At 67.9% G+C, this 19209-nt stretch carries 17 protein-coding genes and 2 tRNA genes; 15 read left to right on the top strand and 4 right to left on the bottom strand.

Translation table 11 applies throughout. The annotated features are described in order from the left end of the window. Positions 1 to 49 precede the first annotated feature (49 nt). The 8 genes from fdxA (at position 50) to PWP93_RS03035 (ending at position 4438) form a co-directional block, all read left to right on the top strand. The gene (gene fdxA, locus PWP93_RS03070) at positions 50 to 373 is read left to right on the top strand and encodes a ferredoxin FdxA (RefSeq protein ID WP_035522616.1); all 324 of its coding nucleotides are present in this window, start codon (positions 50 to 52) and stop codon (positions 371 to 373) included. 134 nt (positions 374 to 507) lie between these two features. Beyond that, positions 508 to 583, top strand: a tRNA-Asn gene (locus PWP93_RS03065). Positions 584 to 652: 69 nt separating this feature from the next. Further along, positions 653 to 728 (top strand) — tRNA-Asn (locus PWP93_RS03060). A 188-nt stretch (positions 729 to 916) separates the two neighbouring features. Continuing rightward, a complete protein-coding gene (locus tag PWP93_RS03055) occupies positions 917 to 1408 on the top strand; it encodes a CreA family protein (protein ID WP_421043419.1) in 492 nt (163 codons plus the stop codon). A 26-nt stretch (positions 1409 to 1434) separates the two neighbouring features. Continuing rightward, a complete protein-coding gene (locus PWP93_RS03050) occupies positions 1435 to 2337 on the top strand; it encodes an AraC family transcriptional regulator (protein ID WP_421043418.1) in 903 nt (300 codons plus the stop codon). A 190-nt stretch (positions 2338 to 2527) separates the two neighbouring features. Continuing rightward, positions 2528 to 3220, top strand: a complete 693-nt coding sequence (locus PWP93_RS03045) for an AzlC family ABC transporter permease (protein WP_421025244.1) — start codon at positions 2528 to 2530, stop codon at positions 3218 to 3220. Beyond that, complete coding sequence (locus tag PWP93_RS03040) at positions 3217 to 3540, top strand: AzlD domain-containing protein (RefSeq protein ID WP_421043417.1); 324 nt, start codon at positions 3217 to 3219, stop codon at positions 3538 to 3540. Before PWP93_RS03045 ends, PWP93_RS03040 begins: the two co-directional genes overlap by 4 nt. 145 nt (positions 3541 to 3685) lie before the next feature. After that, positions 3686 to 4438, top strand: a complete 753-nt coding sequence (locus PWP93_RS03035) for a DUF4088 family protein (RefSeq protein WP_421024401.1) — start codon at positions 3686 to 3688, stop codon at positions 4436 to 4438. Positions 4439 to 4453: 15 nt separating this feature from the next. On the opposite strand, the gene PWP93_RS03030 is transcribed toward PWP93_RS03035, so the two are convergent. Continuing rightward, positions 4454 to 6694 (bottom strand): ATP-dependent helicase, encoded by a 2241-nt coding sequence (locus PWP93_RS03030; protein ID WP_421043416.1) that lies wholly within the window; start codon positions 6692 to 6694, stop codon positions 4454 to 4456. Between the two features lie 176 nt (positions 6695 to 6870). Between PWP93_RS03030 and PWP93_RS03025 the strand changes: the two genes are divergently transcribed. The 5 genes from PWP93_RS03025 (at position 6871) to fumC (ending at position 13283) form a co-directional block, all read left to right on the top strand. After that, on the top strand, positions 6871 to 7092 hold the full coding sequence (locus PWP93_RS03025) for an RNA-binding S4 domain-containing protein (protein WP_028215955.1): 222 nt from the start codon (positions 6871 to 6873) through the stop codon (positions 7090 to 7092). Between the two features lie 168 nt (positions 7093 to 7260). Beyond that, positions 7261 to 8673 (top strand): MATE family efflux transporter, encoded by a 1413-nt coding sequence (locus tag PWP93_RS03020; protein WP_421043415.1) that lies wholly within the window; start codon positions 7261 to 7263, stop codon positions 8671 to 8673. A 179-nt stretch (positions 8674 to 8852) separates the two neighbouring features. Continuing rightward, complete coding sequence (gene panS / locus PWP93_RS03015) at positions 8853 to 9830, top strand: ketopantoate/pantoate/pantothenate transporter PanS (RefSeq protein WP_421043414.1); 978 nt, start codon at positions 8853 to 8855, stop codon at positions 9828 to 9830. 220 nt (positions 9831 to 10050) lie between these two features. Next, on the top strand, positions 10051 to 11784 hold the full coding sequence (locus PWP93_RS03010) for a phospholipase D family protein (RefSeq protein ID WP_421043413.1): 1734 nt from the start codon (positions 10051 to 10053) through the stop codon (positions 11782 to 11784). Between the two features lie 89 nt (positions 11785 to 11873). Next, positions 11874 to 13283 carry a class II fumarate hydratase gene (gene fumC, locus PWP93_RS03005; RefSeq protein WP_421043412.1) on the top strand — a complete coding sequence of 470 codons (1410 nt, stop codon included), beginning with the start codon at positions 11874 to 11876 and terminating at the stop codon, positions 13281 to 13283. 10 nt (positions 13284 to 13293) lie between these two features. Here the strand turns inward: fumC and PWP93_RS03000 are convergent, their stop codons facing one another. The 3 genes from PWP93_RS03000 to PWP93_RS02990 form a co-directional block, all read right to left on the bottom strand. Then, a complete protein-coding gene (locus PWP93_RS03000; protein WP_421024405.1) occupies positions 13294 to 13797 on the bottom strand; it encodes an acyl-CoA thioesterase in 504 nt (167 codons plus the stop codon). Positions 13798 to 13944: 147 nt separating this feature from the next. Next, positions 13945 to 14955 (bottom strand): GlxA family transcriptional regulator, encoded by a 1011-nt coding sequence (locus PWP93_RS02995; RefSeq protein WP_421043411.1) that lies wholly within the window; start codon positions 14953 to 14955, stop codon positions 13945 to 13947. Positions 14956 to 15110: 155 nt separating this feature from the next. Then, positions 15111 to 15245 (bottom strand): hypothetical protein, encoded by a 135-nt coding sequence (locus tag PWP93_RS02990; protein WP_421043410.1) that lies wholly within the window; start codon positions 15243 to 15245, stop codon positions 15111 to 15113. Between the two features lie 247 nt (positions 15246 to 15492). On the opposite strand from PWP93_RS02990, the gene PWP93_RS02985 reads away from it, so the two are divergent. Together PWP93_RS02985 and PWP93_RS02980 are read left to right on the top strand one after the other, a co-directional pair. Next, positions 15493 to 16206 (top strand): ArsR/SmtB family transcription factor, encoded by a 714-nt coding sequence (locus tag PWP93_RS02985; RefSeq protein WP_421043409.1) that lies wholly within the window; start codon positions 15493 to 15495, stop codon positions 16204 to 16206. Between the two features lie 195 nt (positions 16207 to 16401). Beyond that, positions 16402 to 19182, top strand: a complete 2781-nt coding sequence (locus PWP93_RS02980) for a DUF6600 domain-containing protein (RefSeq protein ID WP_421043408.1) — start codon at positions 16402 to 16404, stop codon at positions 19180 to 19182. The last annotated feature ends 27 nt before the right edge of the window (positions 19183 to 19209 follow it).

Below are 19209 nucleotides of genomic sequence, written 5' to 3'. Positions count from 1 at the left end.
CCAATTTCGCGCGCGCGTCCCCCGATACAAGCATGCAGGAGCTGCCTGAATGACCCACGTTGTGACCGAAAGCTGCATCAAGTGCCGCTATACCGACTGCGTCGATGTGTGCCCGGTGGACTGCTTTCGCGAAGGTCCCAACTTCCTCGCGATCGACCCGGACGAGTGCATCGACTGCGCCGTGTGCGTTGCCGAATGCCCGGTGAATGCCATCTACGCCGAAGAGGACGTGCCTGGCGACCAGCAACACTTCACTGAGCTGAACGCCGAACTGGCAAAGGGCTGGCCGAGCATTACCAAGACCAAGGCGCCGCTGCCCGAAGCCGACGAATTCAAGGACGTTAAGGACAAGCTCGCGCTGCTCGCGCGCTAAGCATCGTTCTGCCCCTGGGGTGTCGTCATCCTGGAGTCCTGCCATCTTTTTTGCAGGAATGGATAACAAGATGACGACAAGGTATTGACAGCCTACGCCAGACCCCATAGAATCTCGTTCTCTGCTTTTGTTGATCCCCGATAGCTCAGTCGGTAGAGCGCCGGACTGTTAATCCGTAGGTCCCTGGTTCGAGCCCAGGTCGGGGAGCCAAGATTCGCAAAAGCCCGTTAACCAGAACGGGCTTTTTCATGAAGTAAAAGGTTGTAGCTGTACTGCTGTTCCCCGATAGCTCAGTCGGTAGAGCGCCGGACTGTTAATCCGTAGGTCCCTGGTTCGAGCCCAGGTCGGGGAGCCAAAATATCGAAGCCGTTGCGTGTCCTGCGCAACGGCTCTTTTCTTTTCTGCAGCCTCCTCTTGCGTACTCTTCGCGATGCGATGGATTTGCCCCAGCATCTGTAACCGCTGAGGGTTGCCAACGATCATCGCCCCCTCCTCCCCGCCCTGTCCGATAATGTCGTCGCTTCGCCATTTTCGGAACTCCGCATGAACTCGACTCGCTTTGCCGCCCGACTGCGTCCGGCGCTCGCCTTCTGCGCCGGCGCGCTCGCGCTGGGCACCGCCCAGGCCGAGCAGATCGGCAGCGTGAACACCAATTTCCGCTTGACCGGCTCCGACAAGGTGGTCGTCGAGGCCTACGACGATCCCGCCGTGAGCGGCGTCACGTGCTACGTCTCCCGCGCGCGCACCGGCGGCGTGAAAGGCACGCTCGGCATCGCCGAAGACCCGACCGAAGCGTCAATCGCCTGCCGCCAGATCGGCCCGATCAGCTTCGCCGCCCCGCTCAAGCAGCAGGCCGATGTCTTCAGCGAGCGCATGTCGCTGATCTTCAAGACGCTGCATGTGGTCCGCGTAGTCGACACGAAGCGCAACGCGCTCGTCTACCTGACGTACAGCGACCGCGTGGTGAGCGGCAGCGCGAAGAACAGCGTCACCGCAGTGCCGATGCCGGCGGGCACGACCATTCCCGTGCGCTAAACTTAGGGCCTGGTCGGCCCCTTCCCATGACGCACTCCCGTTTTCGCGATTTCGCCCGTTATTGGCGCACGCCGCTTTTGCCCGGCGCGGACCTGCTCACGGCCGAATATCACGATCACACCTTCACGCCGCACTGGCACGAGGCCTACACGATCCCCGTGATCGAGGACGGCGCCGAGTGCTACCGTTACCGCGGTGCGCAGCATGTCGCGGAAGCGGGCAGCGTGCCGGTCATCAATCCGGGCGAGGTCCACACGGGCTCGCGCGCTGTGGACGAAGGCTGGCGTTATCGCGTCATGTATGTGCCGGTCGACTATCTGCACACGCTCGCGGGGGAAATTGCGGGCCGCGCGCAGCCGCTGCCGTGGTTCGACGCCGAGGTGATTCGCGACGCCGATCTCGCGCGCCGACTCTCTTTCGCGCACCAATTGCTGGAGGCGGACGCCGACCGCCGCCGTACCGAACTCGCGCTGGTGCCGGCCGCACCGGGCACTCAAAGCGCACCGGACGCACCGCAGCCCGACCTTCTTGCCGTGGAAGGCGCGCTGCTCGACGCGCTTTCCACGCTCCTGACCCGCCACGCGCGCACGCGCGAGGCGCGGCTCGAGTCCGCCGCGAACGAGCCGCGCGTCGAAATCATGAAGGCGCTGCTGGCCGCCGATCTCACCGAACCGCTGCGCGTCGCCGATCTCGCACAGGCGGTCGGTCTCTCTGCGTTTCACGCGACGCGCCTGTTCACCCAGGCCACGGGGCTGCCGCCGCACGCGTGGCGCACCCAGTTGCGGCTGCAGCGCGCGCTCGGGCCGTTGCGCGCGGGCGCCTCGGTTGCCGAGGTCGCCGCCGCGAGCGGCTTCACGGACCAGAGCCATTTCACGCGGCATTTCCGCCGCATGTTCGGCGTGCCGCCCGGCCGCTGGCAGGCGAATTAGTCCCCAATCAGTCGCGCACGAGGCCGCGCACCGGCAATGGCATGGGCGGCCTGAAGCGGGCGCGCCGCAAGAACGTACAAGCCGCGCACGTCGCTTGCCGCTATGCTGGCCTCCCCATCTGGAGACTCGCTTGACCCGTCACCCCCATCGCTTCAAGGAATTCGTCGCCGGCGCGCGCGACACGATCCCCATGATGATCGGCTCCGCGCCCTTCGGCGTCATTTTCGGCACGCTCGTCACCTCGGGCCCGCTGTCGCTCTGGCACGGCCAGCTAATGTCGCTCGCCGTGTTCGCCGGCTCCGCGCAATTCATCGCGCTCGGGCTGATCGCCTCGCACGCGAGCTTCGCCGTGATCTGGGCCACCACGCTCATCGTGAACCTGCGTCACGTGCTCTACAGCGCCACGCTCGCGCCCTATGTCTCGCATCTGCCGATGCGCTGGCGCCTCGTGCTAGGCGGCCTGCTCACCGACGAGGTGTTCGCCGTCGCCTGGGCGTATTTCCGCCGCCATGCGCCCGGCGATGTCTCGCCGTGGCATTTCCTCGGCTCGGGCCTGTCGATGTACCTGAACTGGCAGTTGTGGACCGCGGCGGGCCTGCTGTTCGGCGCGGCGTTCCCGGGGCTGCAGTCGCTCGGGCTCGACTTCGCGATGGTCGCCACGTTCATCGCCATCGTCGTGCCGCAGCTCGTGGCCGTGCGCTATCTGGCCGCCGCCGCCACGGCAGGCACGCTCGCCTTCTTCTGGCAAGGCTGGCCGTACAAGCTCGGCTTGCTCGGCGCCGTGTTCGCGGGCGTGGCGGTGGGCGTCGCGCTCTCGCTGCCGCGCAAGCCGCGCACGAACGCTGCAAGCGCGGATGCACACACCGCTGGAGGCCGCCCATGAACTACGTCATCCTGATTCTCGGCATGGCCGTCATTACCGTGGCGGTGCGCACCGCTGTCTTCGTGCTGGGCGATCGGCTCGTGTTCCCGCCGATCGTGCGCACCGCGCTCGGCTTCGTGCCCGTCACGGTGCTCACCGCGATCATCGTGCCGATGGCCGTGTCGCCCCACGGTCAGCACGCCGAGCTCACGTGGCGCAATCCGCAGCTCGTCGGCGCGCTCGCGGCCATTGCCGTGAGCGCGCTCACCAAACGGCCGCTCCTCACCATTGCCGTGGGGCTGGGCGTGTTCTTCCTCTGGCAGGGCGTGATGCTGCGCTGAGGCTGCCAGCCCCTGTCCAACCCTGTCCAACCCTGTCCATCCCTGTCTGCCCCGCCTCAAGTTTCGCCCCGCTGCGCCGATAAACCGTCGAGGCCTGCATTGGCGCGACAGACAGGTATCGCGAGGAACACACGGGGCAACCACCATGGGGCAGATCACCCTCAATATCAAGGATGAAACGCTTGCGTCGCTGCGCAAGGATTTCGATGCGTTCCTGCGCGTCTCGCTCAAGCTCGACCCGCAGTTCCTCACGCCGTCATTCGAGGACTTCCTGCGCGCGAAGCTGCTCGACAACATGACGCCGCTCACCGAGCAGGCCGTGCAGCGGCTCTTGCAGGGCGGGCAGTACGCATGGGCCAAGCGCACGCTCGACAAGGAGTTTCCCGAGGTCGTGTCGATCCTGCTGCGCCAGGCCGGCGAATTCGGCTTTGGCTTTGCGTCGCGGCCCGAATGGACGCCCGACGAGCGCGCGAAGCAGTGCCGCGAGTGGGCCGCCGCGATCGTCCGCGAGGCGGACGCCGGGGAGGCGCTGATCGACCCGCTCGCCGCACAGATCCAGTCCGGCGTGCAGGATATCCAGAGACTCGAAGAGGCCATGCAGACGCCTGCGTGGCGGCTCGCGGAGTCGGTGCGCCAGCGCGTCTACGAAGCGAAGATCGGCTGCGAGCAGGCAAGCGGGAGTCTCGCGCGCGAGCGTCTGGGCGAGTTGCGCGGCCTGCTGCGTCTGGCCATCGCGCACGGCACGTTCCAGAAGCAGGAAGCGCAGCAGATCATGGAATACTTGCGTCTTTTGAAGCCTGAAATTTTCGTCGAGGAACCCGACGACGTATTCACGCGCCTGGCCGCCTGGCTGCGCAACTTTTTCGTGCCGCCGCCGAAGAACCAGCCGCGCAGCTGAAAACGCAACCCCGCCCTACTCCCACATCTTGCGCAGCTTCGCGCCGATCTCGACCTTCGCGCGCGCGGCGGCGGCCAGCCCCGCCGCGCTCGGCGCGCTTGCCACTGGCGCGGGCGGCCAGGCGCGCGACTCGAAGAGCGGCAGCATCCCTGCAGCGATGAAGCGCGTGCGCGACGCCCACACATGGCGGTCGCCGCTCGCGGCCTGGTTGTGCACATAAAAGCGCTGCGGCACGACGATGTGCAGATCCTCTTTCGCGCGCGTCATCGCCACGTAGAGCAGACGCCGCTCCTCTTCCAGTTCCTCGTCGCTGCCCGCGCCGAGATCGGACGGAATGCAGCCGTCCACGCCATTGAGCACGAACACGTTGCGCCACTCCTGGCCTTTGGCCGAATGGATCGTCGAGAGGATCAGGTAGTCCTCGTCGAGGAGCGGATCGGCCGACTCGGCGCTAGTAGCGTCGGGCGGGTCGAGCGTGAGCTCGGTCAAGAAGCGCTCGCGCGACACGTAGGTGCTCGCGATGCTCTCCATCTGCAACAAATCGGCGAGACGCACCTGGGCATCTTCGTGATTGCGCGCCAGATGCGGCTCGTACCAGCGCCGCACGCGCTCGAACTCGGCGGGCCAGGGCGTTGCGCGCATACCGAGCTGATCGACGAGCGCCGCGAACGCGGGCCAGTCCTCGGCTGCACGCGGCGGCGGCGCGAATGCGGCGAGCGCCTGCGCGGCGCGGTACGCGCCCGTGCAGGCCGCGACCTGATCGAGCAGACGCGCCGCCGTCGCGGGCCCGACGCCCGGCAGCAGTTGCGTCACGCGAAAGCCCGCCACGCGGTCGAGCGGATTCTCGGCCCAGCGCAGCACGGCGAGCACGTCCTTCACGTGCGCGGCGTCGAGGAAGCGCAGGCCGCCGAATTTCACGAACGGGACGTTGCGGCGCGCGAGTTCGATTTCGAGCGTCGCGCTGTGGTGCGCGGCGCGAAACAGGACCGCCTGCTGCTTGAGCGTCATGCCGCCCTCGCGCGCCTCCAGGATCTGCTCGACGACGTAGCGCGCCTGAGTGGCCTCGTCGGCGACCGTCACCAGGCGCGGACGCTGCTGCGACGCGCGGTCGGTCCACAGGTTCTTGGTGAAGCGCTCGGCGGCGGCGTCCATCACCGCGTTCGAAGCGGCGAGAATCGGCTCGGTCGAGCGGTAGTTGCGCTCGAGCGTGACCTGGCGCGCAGGCGGATCGAACTGAGCGGGGAAATCGAGAATATTGCGCACCGTCGCGCCGCGAAACGAATAGATCGCCTGAGCGTCGTCGCCGACCACGGTGAGGCCTCGCCCGTCGGGCTTGAGCGCGAGCAGGATCGACGCCTGCAGGCGATTGGTGTCCTGATACTCGTCGACGAGGATATGGTCGAAGCGCCCCGCCAGATCGGCCGCGATGGCCGGCTCCGCCGCCATGTGCGCCCAGTAGAGCAGCAAGTCGTCGTAGTCGAGCACGTTCTGCTTCTGCTTGGCATCCACGTAGGCCGCAAATAGCGCGCGCAGTTGCGGCTCCCATTCGACGCACCACGCGAACGAGCGTGCGAGCACGTTCGCGAGCGAATCGCCGGTGTTGACGACGCGCGAGTAGATCGCGAGGCACGTCGACTTCGCGGGAAAGCGCTTGTCCTTCGACGATAACCCCAGTTCGTGGCGCACGAGGTTCATCAGATCGGCGGAGTCCTCGCGGTCGTTGATCGTGAACGCGGGCGAGAGGCTGATCTGCTCGGCGTATTCGCGCAGCAGGCGCGCGCCGATGCCGTGGAAGGTGCCTGCCCAGGTGAGCCCCTGAGCCAGGGCCGCCGCCGCGCCCGACACCCCGGCCGCGATGCGCGCGACGCGCCGCGTCATCTCCTGCGCCGCGCGGCGCGAGAAGGTCAGCAGCAGGATGCGGTGCGGATCGGCGCCGTTTGCGACCAGATGCGCGACGCGGTGCGCCAGCGTGTTGGTCTTGCCCGAACCCGCGCCGGCGATCACCAGCAGCGGCGGGGGGAGCGCCGCGCCCGGCGCGAACGCCTGCGGCCCGCCGTGCTCGACGGCGGCGCGCTGGGCGTCGTTGAGCTTCGCGAGATACGGCGCCGCCTCGGGCGCAATATCGCTCGTGCAGGGGGATTCGGCGAGAGAGGCAGTGGAGACGGTGGACAAGGCAGGCGCGGCAGTATCCGGTGAAAATGAGCAGTGTGCGGGCCGGGTCGGGCATCGACACGGCGACGCATACTGTATATTCATACACCTCTCGTCCGCAAGCGCCGATCTTGCCGTGATCTGGCGCCACTCAGCGTCCAACTTGGGCGCGACGGCAACGCGGCTGAAACAAAGGCGTCACGCCCCCGCTCGGCTGCAATCGCTTATGATGCTCACCCTTCGCGCGCCCTGCCCGGTACGCCCCTGATTTCCTTTGCGCCATGCCCAATCTCGATTTCACCCTCACCGGCGACTACGTCGAACTCCACAATCTCCTGAAGATCACCGGTCTCGCCGACAGCGGCGGCTCGGCCAAGCAGATCGTCGCCTCCGGCGCCGTGAAGGTGGACGGCGAAGTCGAACTGCGCAAGACGTGCAAGATCCGCGCGGGCCAGTCGGTGCTGCTCGGCGACACGCGCATCGCCGTGCGCGAAGCGGAGTAAGACAAACAGCGCAGCGGCTGCATGGCCAGTGAAATAGATTCGAAAGCGAATGCACCATCCAGGTGCTTTTTGTCCGAAAGAAGCGTAATCTCGCATTGAGCTTCCCAACTCGATACGAACGCATTTTCTGAACGCGCGGCGCGATTTATCGCGCCGCGCTTGCTTTTCATGACCCGACCCATTGCCCCCGCCGACCGGGCGAGCCGCGCCATCGCCCCGCCCTCGCTCAAACGCCACGCCGCCGACACCGCACGCCTCGCCGCGCCTCTCGCCATCGCCCAGCTTTCGCAGATGGCCATGAGCGTGACCGATACCGTGCTGCTCGGGTCGCTGGGCGCGGGCGCGCTCGCGGCGGGCGGGCTCGGCGCGAACCTGTTCTTCGTGGTGGTGACGGTGCTGCAAGGCGTGCTGACCTCGGTGAGCGTGAGCGTTGCGCAGGCGCGCGGCGCCGACGACCTGCACCGCGTGCCGAACATCTACTGGACCGGCTTTGCGCTGTCCTTGCTGCTGGCCGTGCCGGCGTTCGCGCTGCTGTCGTTCGCGGGGCCGCTGCTGGTTGCGCTCGGCGAGCCGCCCGTGCTCGCGCACCAGGTGGGCGAGTACGCGGCCGTGCTGCGCTGGGGCGCGCCCGCCAGCCTGATCGGCGTGGGGCTGATGCGCTCGTTCCTGCCCGCCATCGGCGCGGCGAAGCGCCTGCTGTGGGTGTCGATCATCAGCGTGTTCTTCAACGGCTTCCTGAACTACGGGCTGATTCACGGCGCTTGGGGTCTGCCGCGCCTCGGCTTCCTGGGCTCCGCGGTCGCTACCGCGATCACCGTCTGGCTGACCACCCTCGTGCTGATGGCGCTGCTGCATCTGCGGCCCTCGCATCAGCACTTCGTGGTCGCGCGGCGGCCCACCGCGCCGCTGATGGGCGAGCTTTTTGCCATCGGCTGGCCCGTGGCGATCACCTACGCCGTTGAATCGATGCTCTTTCTCGCCACCGGCCTGCTGGCCGGCCTGCTCGGCGCAACGCCGCTCGCCGCGCACCAGATCGCGCTGAACGTGGCTTCGGTGATGTTCATGGTGCCGCTCTCGATCGGCCAGGCGGCCAATGTGCGGGTGGGCTACTGGATCGGCGCGGGCGTGCCGCGCGCGGCGCGCCATGCGGGCTTCGTCGCGCTGGCGCTGGGCGTGGGCTTCATGTCGATGTCGGCGCTCGTGATGGTGCTCGCGCCGCACTGGATCGTTGGGCTCTACCTGCACCTCGACGATCCGGCCAACGCGCAGACCGTCGCGCTCGCGGCGTCGCTGCTCGGCGTGGCCGCGCTGTTCCAGATCGTCGACGGCATGCAAACCGTGGGCTCCGGCTGCCTGCGCGGCCTGAAGGACACCCGTATACCGATGGTGGCGGCTACGCTCGGCTACTGGGGCATCGGCTTTCCGGTCGGCTATGTGCTCGCGTTCCACTTCGGAATGGGTGCGCTCGGGCTCTGGTGGGGGCTCGCGGCCGGGCTCGCCAGCGTGGCCGCGCTCATGACATGGCGCTTTCATCGCATGAGCCGCCGGTCGCAAATCGAGGCGGCGGCGCGCGCGGGCTGAGGCAGCACGCGCCCGCTCGGGCGGGTTGCCAGCGCGCCGCCGAAGAGCCCCGCGCGATTCGTTAAACGCATGGTTAAAATAGCGGGCCCGGCGCACCCCGCCGTTCGCCCGCCGTTCGCCCGCCGGTCCGCCCCGTAACGCCCCATAGCGCCCCATAGCGCCCGATAAACACCCCGCTCATGCTTGCCCCGATTACCCGACTGTTCCCGCTCTGGGCCGTCCTCGTCTCGCTTTTCGCCTACTTCAACCCGAGCGTCGTCGCGCCCGTCACGCCCCACGTCACGGCGCTCCTGACGATCATCATGCTCGCCATGGGCGTGACGCTCTCGTTCGCCGACTTCCAGCGCGTCTTCACGCGGCCCGCGCCCGTGCTCGCCGGCATCGTCCTGCACTATCTGGTGATGCCGCTGGCCGCATGGGTCATCGCCCACGCGCTGCACATGCCGCCCGACCTCACCGCGGGCATGGTGCTGGTGGGCAGCGTCGCGAGCGGCACGGCCTCGAACGTGATGATCTATCTCGCGCGCGGCGACGTCGCGCTTTCGGTGACGATCAGCGCGCTCTCGACGCTCGTGGGCGTGTTCGCGACGCCGCTCCTCACGCGCTTTTATGTCGACGCTTCGATCGTCGTGGACGTGCACGGCATGCTCATGAGCATCCTGCAGATCGTGGCGCTGCCGATTGCCGTCGGCCTCGTCGTGAACCGTCTCGCGGGCAGCCTTGTTCGGCGCGTGGAGCCCGTTCTGCCGCTCGTCTCGATGGTCTCGATCCTCGCGATCATCGCGGCCGTGGTGGGCGGCACGCACGCAAGCATCGCCACGGTGGGCCCGCTCGTGGCGCTCGGCGTGGTGCTGCACAACGGTATTGGTCTGCTCGGCGGCTATTGGGGCGGACGTCTGCTCGGCTTCGACGAATCGGTGTGCCGCACGCTCGCGATCGAAGTGGGCATGCAAAACTCGGGCCTCGCCGCGACGCTCGGCAAGCTCTACTTCTCGCCGCTCGCCGCCCTGCCCGGCGCGCTGTTCTCGGTGTGGCACAACCTCTCCGGGTCGCTGCTCGCGGGCTACTGGGCCGGCAAGCCGGCGCGCGGCAGCGAGCGCGATGCCGACGAAGCGCACAGCGCGAGCGTCGGCGCATCGGCCAGCCGGCGCAGCTAAGCGCGGTGTCGCACACACGCGTCGCGCTTGGTGCGCGCCGTGCAACATGGCTTCCCGATAAAATCGGCGGCAAAAGGCAAAAAGCAACAGGCAAAAGGCGCACGACGCAAGCGAACCAAAGTAAGCGAACCCTTGGGAACGCCGCAGCGCCAACCAATTCGCACGCCGCCGGAGCCACGCGCATTGCGCCAACGCCGGTCGCCAGGAGAGGAGAATCCGCTTGTCCGCGCATACCGTTCAGAGCTTGGCCGCCGATACCCTGCCCGCTGCCCCGCCCGCAGCCCGTGCGGCGCCGCCGCGCCGCGCCCGGCCCCGCCTGCTCGCGCCGTTCTCTTCGCTCTCCTCGCGCGCTTCGTTCCGGCTGGTTGCGCTCCTGAGCGTCACGTTGCTCGCGGCCTGCGCGACGCGCCCGCCCGCCACGGCGTTCCAGCGCACTTCCTCGGCGGCGCTGTCCGCGCCGGAGGCGCGCGCTACGCCGCTGGGCGAAGCGCTTGCCGCGCCGGTGGCGTCCCATCCGGACGAATCGGGCTTCCGCCTGCTCGCCACCGGCACCGACTCGCTGCAGATGCGCATCGCGCTCGCGCACGCGGCGACGAAAACGCTCGACATGCAGTACTACATCGCCAACGAGGACACCACCGGCAAGCTGCTGCTGGGCTCGGCGTTGTACGCGGCCGATCATGGTGTGCGCGTGCGCATGCTCGTCGACGACCTGAACTTCCACGACATCGGCCGCCTGATGGCGGCGCTCAACAGCCATCCGAACATTCAGATCCGCGTGTTCAATCCGTACGGCAGCCCGAACGAGAGCATGTTCAGGCGCACGCGCAACTTCTTCACGAACGTCGACCAGTTCACGCGCCGCATGCACAACAAGGCGACGATCGTCGATAACGAACTCGCGATCGTGGGCGGGCGCAATCTCGGCGACGAGTACTTCAGCGCGAGCGAAACGCTGCAGTTCCGCGATCTGGACATGCTCACTGCCGGCCCCGTGGCGGCGAGCGTCTCGGCAAGCTTCGACGACTACTGGAACAGCACCGTGTCGTACCCCTTGAGCGTGCTCAATCATCAGAAGTTCGAGCAGAAGGATCTCGACGCGGCGCGCGACGAGCTGCGCGCGCACTGGCGCGAGACCGCCGACCCGTACAACGCGAAGCCGCTCAACGCCACGCCGCTCGCGCAGCAGATCGCACGCGACGAGCTCGGGCTCACCTGGGCGAAGTGGGAATTCGTGGCCGACGCACCGGAAAAAATCTCGGGCGCCGAGCGCGGCCAGATGGGCGACGCGATGCGCTCCCTGCTCGATCGCGTCAATCAGGCGCACAGCAGCGTGCTGATCATCTCGCCGTATTTCGTGCCGCACGACGCCGGTGTGCAAGCCATCCGCGCGCTCACCGCGCGCGGCGTGCGCGTGGCGATCCTCACCAATTCGCTCGCGGCCACCGACGCCATCGCCGTGCAAGCCGGCTACAGCCCCTATCGTGTGCCGCTGCTGAAAGCCAACGCCGAGCTATACGAGTTCAAGTCCACGCAGCCCGAGACCGAGCGGGCACGGCGCCTGCCCATGATCGGCTCGCGTTCGCGCGCGAGCCTGCACGCGAAAGCCTATGTGATCGACGAGAGCACGCTGGTGATCGGCTCGCTCAATCTCGATCCGCGCTCGGCCAACCTGAATACGGAGCTCGCGCTCGCCGTGGAAAGCCCCACACTCGCGCACGAAGCGGCCCAGCTCTTCCAGTTCGCGACCTCCCCGAAAGTGAGCTATCGCGTCTCGCTCGCGACGCCACCCCAGCTCGCGGCGCTGCGCGGCAGCGCGATTTCGTCGCCGCTCGTGTGGACCGACGAGGAAGACGGCATGATCCGCACCTACAACCTCGATCCCGGTGCGGGTTTCTACAGAAATGTGCTAACCGGACTATTCTTGCTGTTGCCGGTCGACAGCCAGCTGTGAGTCCCCAGTGGTGAGCCCCCTGCAGTGAGCCCCCTGCAGCGAGCCCCGTTCTGGCTTCCCGCGCGCCACATTCACCTTGGAGTGTCACCATGACCGCGAGTACCGGGAACGTCAGAATGGAGCGCGACACGTTCGGCGAGATCGCCGTGCCCGCCGCGCAGCTCTGGGGCGCGCAGACGCAGCGCTCCTTGCAGAACTTCCGCATCTCGAGCGAGAAGCAGTCGCCCGAACTCATCACCGCGCTCGCCACGATCAAGCGCGCCGCCGCCGAAGTGAATCTGTCGCTCGGCATGCTCGACGAGACGAAGGCGCGCGCGATCATCGCGGCCGCCGACGAGATCATCGAAGGCAAGCACCCCGGCGAATTCCCGCTCGCGGTCTGGCAAACCGGCTCCGGCACGCAAACCAACATGAACCTCAACGAGGTGATTGCGAACCGCGCGAGCGAGATTCTCGGCGGCGAGCGCGGCGAGGCGCGCAAGGTGCATCCGAACGACGACGTCAATCGCGGCCAGTCGTCGAACGACGTATTCCCCACCGCGATGCACGTGGCCGCCGCGTACGGCATCGTCAAGCATCTGCTGCCCGCGCTGAAGACGCTGCGCGACACGCTACAGGCGAAGTCGAAACAGTTCGCCGACATCGTCAAGATCGGCCGCACGCATCTGCAGGACGCCACGCCGCTCACGCTCGGCCAGGAGTTCTCGAGCTACGTCGCGCAACTCGACCAGGGCATCCGGCACGTGGAGTCGACGCTGCCCCATCTGTACGAGCTCGCGCAAGGCGGCACCGCCGTGGGCACGGGTTTGAACGCGCATCCGCAATTCGCGCAGAAAGTGGCCGAGACCATCGCGAAGCTCACGGGCGTGCCGTTTGTGACCGCGCCCAACAAGTTCGAGGTGATGGCCGCCGCCGACGCGCTCGTGTTCGCGCACGGTGCGCTCAAGACCGTAGCGGCGAGCCTCATGAAAATCGCCAACGACATCCGCTGGCTCGCGAGCGGCCCGCGCTGCGGACTCGGCGAACTCTCGATCCCCGAAAACGAGCCGGGCAGCTCGATAATGCCGGGCAAGGTAAATCCTACGCAATCCGAAGCATTGACGATGCTGTGCTGCCAGGTGTTCGGCAACGACGTGGCCGTGAATGTGGGCGGCGCGAGCGGCAACTTCGAGCTGAACGTGTTTCGCCCGATGATCGCGCACAACGTGCTGCAGTCGATCCGGCTACTCGCGGACGGTGCGCTCTCCTTCAACGATCATTGCGCGGTGGGCATCGAGCCCAACCGCGCGCGCATCGACACTCTGCTCAACGAGTCGCTGATGCTGGTGACGGCGCTCAATCCGCACATCGGCTACGACAAGGCCGCGCAGATCGCCAAGAAGGCGCACAAGGAAGGCACGACGCTCAAGGCTGCCGCGCTCGCGCTCGGCCACGTGAGCAGCGAGCAGTTCGACGCGTGGGTCAAGCCCGCCGACATGGTGGGCACGCTCAAGCCATGAGCCCGGCCGATCAGACCCGGCCTTTCGCCACTTCCTCGGGTTTCAGGTCGACGATCGCGTCGAGCGCGTCCTTCACGTCGAGCGCATATTTCGCGAGACGTTTTTGCTCCTCCGTTTCCGGCACGAAGGTCGGCACGGGAATCGGGTTGCCGTTTTCGTCGACGGCCACGAACACGATCAGACAATCGGTCGTGAGGCGCAGCTGGCCGCTCTTCGGGTCGCCCGCGTGCACGGTGATGTGGATGTGCATCGAGGTGCGGCCCGTGGCCACCACGCGCGCGCGCAACTCGACCATGTTGCCGACCAGAATCGGCCGGCGAAAGCGGATGTTGCCGACGCTCACCGTCACGCAGTAGCGGCCCGACCAGACGGCAGCGCATGCATAGGCGGTTTCGTCGATCCACTTCATCAGGGCGCCGCCGTGGACTTTGCCGCCGAAGTTCACCGAGGTCGGCTCGGCAAGAAAGCGGAACGTCGTTTCCGAACGGTCCAGCGGCTGGGAAGGCGTACTCATGGGGGCTCCGCTCGTGAGGATTGCGCCTTGCTGACAAGGCGTCGTTATAGGGTTGCGCCGATTATACGAGCGCCGCATGTCATTCTGTCATACGGTCATTCCTTCATCCGGTCGTCCGCCGGTGCGTCATCCGCCGGCGCCCGGCGCTCAGGCCGACGAAAACCGCGCCCGGTAGTCGAGCGGCAGCACGCCATAGCGACGCTCGAACGCGCGCCGCAGGTTCTGCTCGGTGCCGAAGCCGCAATCCGCGGCAATGCGCTTGACCGGAAGTCGCGACTGCGCGAGCGCGTGCGCGGCGGCCTCCACGCGCATGGCCGAAACCGTGCGCGCAGGCGTGCGCCCCACCGACTCGACATAGCGCCGCGCGAAGGTGCGCGGACTCATGCGCGCCGCTTCGGCGAGACGCTCGACGCTCAACTCCCTGTGCAGGTTCGCGGCCATCCAGCCATGCAGCGCGTCGAACGCGCCGCCCGCCGCGCTTTGCGCCTCCAGCGCCTCGCTGAACTGCGCCTGGCCGCCCGGGCGCTTCATGAACACCACGAGCCGCCGCGCGGCATGCATGGCGACCGCGTGACCGCAGTCTTCCTCGATCAGCGCGAGCGCGAGATCGATGCCGGCCGTCACGCCCGCCGAGGTCCAGACCACGCGGCCGTCGCGCTCGTCGCGCACGAAGATCGGCTCGGGGTCGACCTTCACACGCGGGAAACGGCGCGCAAGCTGCGCCGCGTTGCGCCAGTGCGTAGTGGCGCGGCGACCATCGAGCAGGCCCGCGGCGGCAAGATAGAACGCGCCGGTGCAAACCGAGGCGACACGCCGCGCATGCGGCGCGGCGGCGGCGATCCATGCGACGAGTTCGGGCTGCAGCACGGTCGAATCGTCAATGGGGACGCCCGGAACGATCAGCGTATCGATGGTGGCGGTGTCGAGCGCGTCGAGCCGCTCGGTGACGACCGGCATGCCCGCGAACGTGGGCAGCACGCCGCCCGCCATGGAGGCGAGTGTGACGCGCCAGGCGCAGGGATCGGCGGCATGCGTGGAATCAGCCGGCGCGGCACGAGCAGGCGCTGCAGCGGCGCGCATCGCCAGTTCGGCCCGCCAGAAAGCCTCGATCGGCCCGCAGGCGTCGAGCAGCACGAGATCCAACCGCGAAAACCACATGGCGCACGCAAGAAGACGCGAACATAGGCATGGAAAAACAAAGGGCGATGAAGAAGCGAAACGGCCATCATCGCACGCGCGCGATTGGCAGACATGTCGATCTTGCGTCAATTTCTGCCATGCCTGGCCGCGCCCAACTCGCCTCTTCCGGCCGGTTAGTTGTGAATGGTGATGCCCTGATCGATCGTGCCGTACATCGTGATGCCGCTCGCGCTGCTCGACGGCGCGGTGCCGCCGGCGCAAGCCGTACAGAGCAGTGCAACCGCTACAAGGGCAAGAATCCGTTTCATGACTGACTGTTTGCTTCCAGAAAGAAATCCATTCTAGCGCGCAGCAGCCGGCGCCCCCCGGCGAGCCGGCAACACCGCGCTTCAGTCGCTCGCCCGTGCGCCCCAATTGCACGCCATATTTCATGGCAGCCTGAAACGTCGAATCACGGATTTCGCTAGAGTAAGCCCATGAGTAAGCCCATGAGTAAGCACGAACAGCCAGCGCAAACTGCGCCGTTCGAGCCGCCAGTTCCGCACGGGAGCCATCATGCCTCTTCCCCCCACCGATGAAACCCGCCACTTCCCCGGTCTCGCGCGCGTCGCGGCACTGCTCGCCGACCCCGGCCGCGCCGCCATGCTATGGGCGCTCATGGACGGTAGCGCGCGCCCGGCGGGCGAGCTCACGATGATCGCGGGCCTCTCGCCGTCCGCCGCAAGCGCGCATCTCGCCCGGCTTGCCGAAGGCGGCTTGCTCGAGCCCGAAGTGCGCGGGCGGCATCGCTACTATCGGATCGCCAGCGCGGAAGTCGCCGCCGCCATCGAAGCGCTGATGAACGTCGCGCACGCCGCCGCGCCGGCCCAGCCCATGACGCGCCCAGCGCGCACCGTGCCCGTGGAAATGCGTCACGCGCGCACCTGCTATGACCACATGGCCGGCGAGGTCGCGGTGCGCGTGTTCGACCGGCTCGTCGAAGGCGGATGGCTCGTGCGCAACGACGACGATCTCGAAGTGACGGAGCAAGGCGTCGCGCGGCTTTCGAACTGGGGCGTCGACGTGAAGGCGCTGCACGCGCGCCGGCGGCGCTTCGCCTGCACCTGCCTCGACTGGAGCGAACGGCGCCCGCACCTGGGCGGCGCGCTCGGCGCGGCGCTGCTCGAACGCTTTACCGCGAATGGCTGGGTCGAGCGTGCCAGCCGCCCGCGCGTGCTGCGCGTCACGCCACTCGGCCAACGCGAATTCGACGCCTTCGTGAGAACGTGAGCGCATCCATCAAGCTGACAAATATCCGACAACACCACTTAACGCGCATCAAAAGCGCCCTTTCCGGGGACAGGCACACGTTCTGTTACATCTGGTGCATAAGCCCTAACAATTGAGCGCGCATGGAAACAGGCGCGGCGGATAGAGTTCCCCACATAGCTTCCTGATACTCGCTCCAGGGGCCGGAGAACCAACATGACAACGCGCACCCCATCGCTCACCACGCACGAAGACCCGAATTCGCACGCGGCTGCATATCGCACCCACGGCCGCCCGCTCTGCCACACGCTGATCGCCGGCGCCGTGCTCGCCGCATTCGCACTCAGCCTGAGCGGCGCCAATGCGTGGGCGCAGGCCGCGCCCGCCGCAGGCGACCCGCCCGGACGCGTCGCGCGCCTCGACTACATGGCGGGCGACGTGACCACCGAACCGGCCGGCGCGACCGACTGGTCCTATGCGCAATTGAATCGCCCGCTCACGACCGGCGACCAGATCTGGAACGACGCCAATGCGCGCTCGCAGATGCACATCGGCTCGACGGCAGTGCGCATGGGCCCGCAAACGAGCGTCGACGTGCTCAATCTCGACGACTCGAACGCCCAGCTCAAGGTCGCACAAGGCACGCTCTCGACGCGCGTGCGGCAGTTGCCCCCCGGTAGCGCGTATGAAATCGACACGCCCAATCTCGCGCTCGGCGTGACCAGCCCCGGCGACTATCGCGTAGATGTCGCGCCCGATGGCAGCGCCACGACCGTCACGGTGCGCAGCGGCAATGTTACGGTGTACGGCGAGAACGGCCAGATGCCGATGTCGGCGGGCCAGCAGATCCGCTTTGCCGGCACCGACCTGCAGCAGGTGGCGAGCGAGGCCGCGCCGCCACCCGACGCTTTTGACCAGTGGGCGCTCGCGCGCGACGCCGCAGAGGACCGCTCGGTCTCGGCGCGCTATGTCTCGCGCGACATCCCCGGCTATCAGGACCTCGACGCCAATGGTTCGTGGCGCGAAAGCCCGCAGTACGGCGAAGTCTGGACGCCGAACGACGTGCCCTCGGGCTGGGCGCCGTATCACGACGGCCACTGGGTCTGGCAAGCGCCATGGGGCTGGACGTGGGTAGACGACGCTCCATGGGGCTTCGCGCCTTATCACTACGGCCGCTGGGCCTATGTCGACGATTCGTGGGCGTGGGTGCCGGGCCCGATTGTCGAGACCGCGCCGCCAGTCTACGCGCCCGCGCTCGTCGCCTTCGTGGGCGGTGGGGGCGGCGGCCCCGACTGGGGCGTGAACCTCGCCATTGGCGGCGCGGCGGCGGCGGGCGTCGCGTGGTTCGCGCTCGGGCCGGGCGAACCGTGGCATCCGCACTGGGGCGACTGGAGCCCGCGTTACTACGACCGCGTGAATCAGACCGTCATCGTCAATAACTACCGACACGACGTGAACATCACGAATATCACGAACGTCAATGTGCACAACAATACGTTCGTGAACTACCGCGCACCGGGCGCCGTGACCGCCGTGCCCGCGACGGCCTTCGTGCACGGCCAGCCGACCTCGCGCTTTGCACAGCGCGTCGACCCGCGCCAGTGGCAGAACGCGCGCATCCAGTCGGGCACGCCGGGCATCGCGCCGGTCAAGGGCAGCTTCGGCCCGAACATGCGCCGCGCCGATTACCGCCCGCCAGCGTCGCTCAATCAGCGGCAAGTGGTGGCGACGCGCGCGCCGGTTGCGCCGCCCGCTTTCCATGACAACCTCGCGCAGCGCTTCGCCCGCGGCGGCGGCGCCGTGCCGGGCGCGGGCGCGCCCGTCGTGCGCGTTTCCGCGCCGGCGCACGCCCCGTTCTCATCCTTCTCGCCCTCTTCGCGCGGAGGATGGCCGCAGCAGAACGTGCGCGTCGTGCCGCCGCACTCGCCGGTGATCGGCGCAACGGGCCGAGGTAACGGCCGGCCCGGCGGCCAACTCGGTGGTCAACCCATCGGCCAGCCCGGGCGGACCAACGGCACGCCCGGGCTGGCGTCCGATCAGATGCACGGTCAAATGCCGGCTCAAATGCGCGGTCAAATGCCAAGCCAAACGCCAGGTCAAACGCCAGGCCAAACGCCGCGTCCGGGCGCCTTCGCCCAAGGCGGCCCGCATGGCCCGAGCGCGTCCATGCCCATGCGCGGGCAGCAACCCGGCCAGCCTGGCATGGCGCCGGCAATGACGAACGGCCATGGTCCGGCCGGGCAGCCGAGCGAAGCGCATGGCGTGCCGCGTCCGCCGCAGTTCGCCGGGCGGCCGGAAGGTGCGCAGCCGCAGGGTGCCCTTCCCGGCGGCCAGCCGCACGCACCAGGCACGCCGGGCGCTGCCGGCAACATGAATGGCCGTGCGATGGCAGGCGCGCCGGGCGAGACGCATCAGCCGTCGTGGATGCAGCCGCACGCGCCGATTGCCCAGCGTGGACAGCCCGGCGGCGGCGCAGCGCCGCGTCAGGAGAGCCGCCAGCAAGCTTTCGCATCGATGCAGCAGCCGCGTGACGGCGCGCCTGCTCGCATACCGCAACCCTCCGCAGGCGACGCGCCGCACGGGCCGCAACCGGGCGCGCAAGCCCGCCCGCAGCCCCAGGCGCAACCGGCGCAACGTGCCGATTTTCATCCGCCACAGCAGCCACAACCGCGCGAGCAACCGCGCCCGCAGCCCCAACCCCAACCGCGGGCCGAATTCCATCCGCAACCGCAGCAACAGCCGCGTGAAGCGCCGCGTCTGCAACCTCAGCCGCGCGCGGAATACCATCCGCAACCCCAGCCGCAGCCGCGTCCGGAATTCCATCCGCAACCGCAGCCGCAACCGCGCGCCGAGTTCCATCCGCAACCGCAGCCGCAACCGCGCGCCGAGTTCCATCCGCAACCGCAGCCCCAGCCGCGTCCCGAGCCCCGTCCGCAGCCTCAGCCTCAGCCGCATCCGCAAGCCGGCGGCGGCCACGACGATCGCCATCGCGGCTAAACCCACCGCCCCGGCGCGCGCCGAACA

Source organism: Paraburkholderia sp. A1RI-2L (assembly GCF_048957375.1).
Classification (GTDB): domain Bacteria; phylum Pseudomonadota; class Gammaproteobacteria; order Burkholderiales; family Burkholderiaceae; genus Paraburkholderia.
The sequence above is the reverse complement of the archived record's forward strand: the minus strand, read 5'-3'. Positions and strand labels throughout refer to the sequence as shown.

Excerpts from the sequence above, each read along its gene's own strand:
- PWP93_RS02995 (WP_421043411.1), bottom strand. The coding sequence starts at position 14,955 with ATGTGGTTTTCGCGGTTGGATCTCGTGCTGCTCGACGCCTGCGGGCCG.
- PWP93_RS02985 (WP_421043409.1), top strand. The coding sequence starts at position 15,493 with ATGCCTCTTCCCCCCACCGATGAAACCCGCCACTTCCCCGGTCTCGCG.
- panS (WP_421043414.1), top strand. The coding sequence starts at position 8,853 with ATGCTTGCCCCGATTACCCGACTGTTCCCGCTCTGGGCCGTCCTCGTC.
- PWP93_RS03020 (WP_421043415.1), top strand. The coding sequence starts at position 7,261 with ATGACCCGACCCATTGCCCCCGCCGACCGGGCGAGCCGCGCCATCGCC.
- PWP93_RS03040 (WP_421043417.1), top strand. The coding sequence starts at position 3,217 with ATGAACTACGTCATCCTGATTCTCGGCATGGCCGTCATTACCGTGGCG.
- PWP93_RS03000 (WP_421024405.1), bottom strand. The coding sequence starts at position 13,797 with ATGAGTACGCCTTCCCAGCCGCTGGACCGTTCGGAAACGACGTTCCGC.
- PWP93_RS03025 (WP_028215955.1), top strand. The coding sequence starts at position 6,871 with ATGCCCAATCTCGATTTCACCCTCACCGGCGACTACGTCGAACTCCAC.
- PWP93_RS03050 (WP_421043418.1), top strand. The coding sequence starts at position 1,435 with ATGACGCACTCCCGTTTTCGCGATTTCGCCCGTTATTGGCGCACGCCG.
- fdxA (WP_035522616.1), top strand. The coding sequence starts at position 50 with ATGACCCACGTTGTGACCGAAAGCTGCATCAAGTGCCGCTATACCGAC.
- PWP93_RS02980 (WP_421043408.1), top strand. The coding sequence starts at position 16,402 with ATGACAACGCGCACCCCATCGCTCACCACGCACGAAGACCCGAATTCG.
- PWP93_RS02990 (WP_421043410.1), bottom strand. The coding sequence starts at position 15,245 with ATGAAACGGATTCTTGCCCTTGTAGCGGTTGCACTGCTCTGTACGGCT.
- PWP93_RS03055 (WP_421043419.1), top strand. The coding sequence starts at position 917 with ATGAACTCGACTCGCTTTGCCGCCCGACTGCGTCCGGCGCTCGCCTTC.
- PWP93_RS03035 (WP_421024401.1), top strand. The coding sequence starts at position 3,686 with ATGGGGCAGATCACCCTCAATATCAAGGATGAAACGCTTGCGTCGCTG.
- fumC (WP_421043412.1), top strand. The coding sequence starts at position 11,874 with ATGACCGCGAGTACCGGGAACGTCAGAATGGAGCGCGACACGTTCGGC.
- PWP93_RS03030 (WP_421043416.1), bottom strand. The coding sequence starts at position 6,694 with ATGAATATACAGTATGCGTCGCCGTGTCGATGCCCGACCCGGCCCGCA.
- PWP93_RS03045 (WP_421025244.1), top strand. The coding sequence starts at position 2,528 with ATGATGATCGGCTCCGCGCCCTTCGGCGTCATTTTCGGCACGCTCGTC.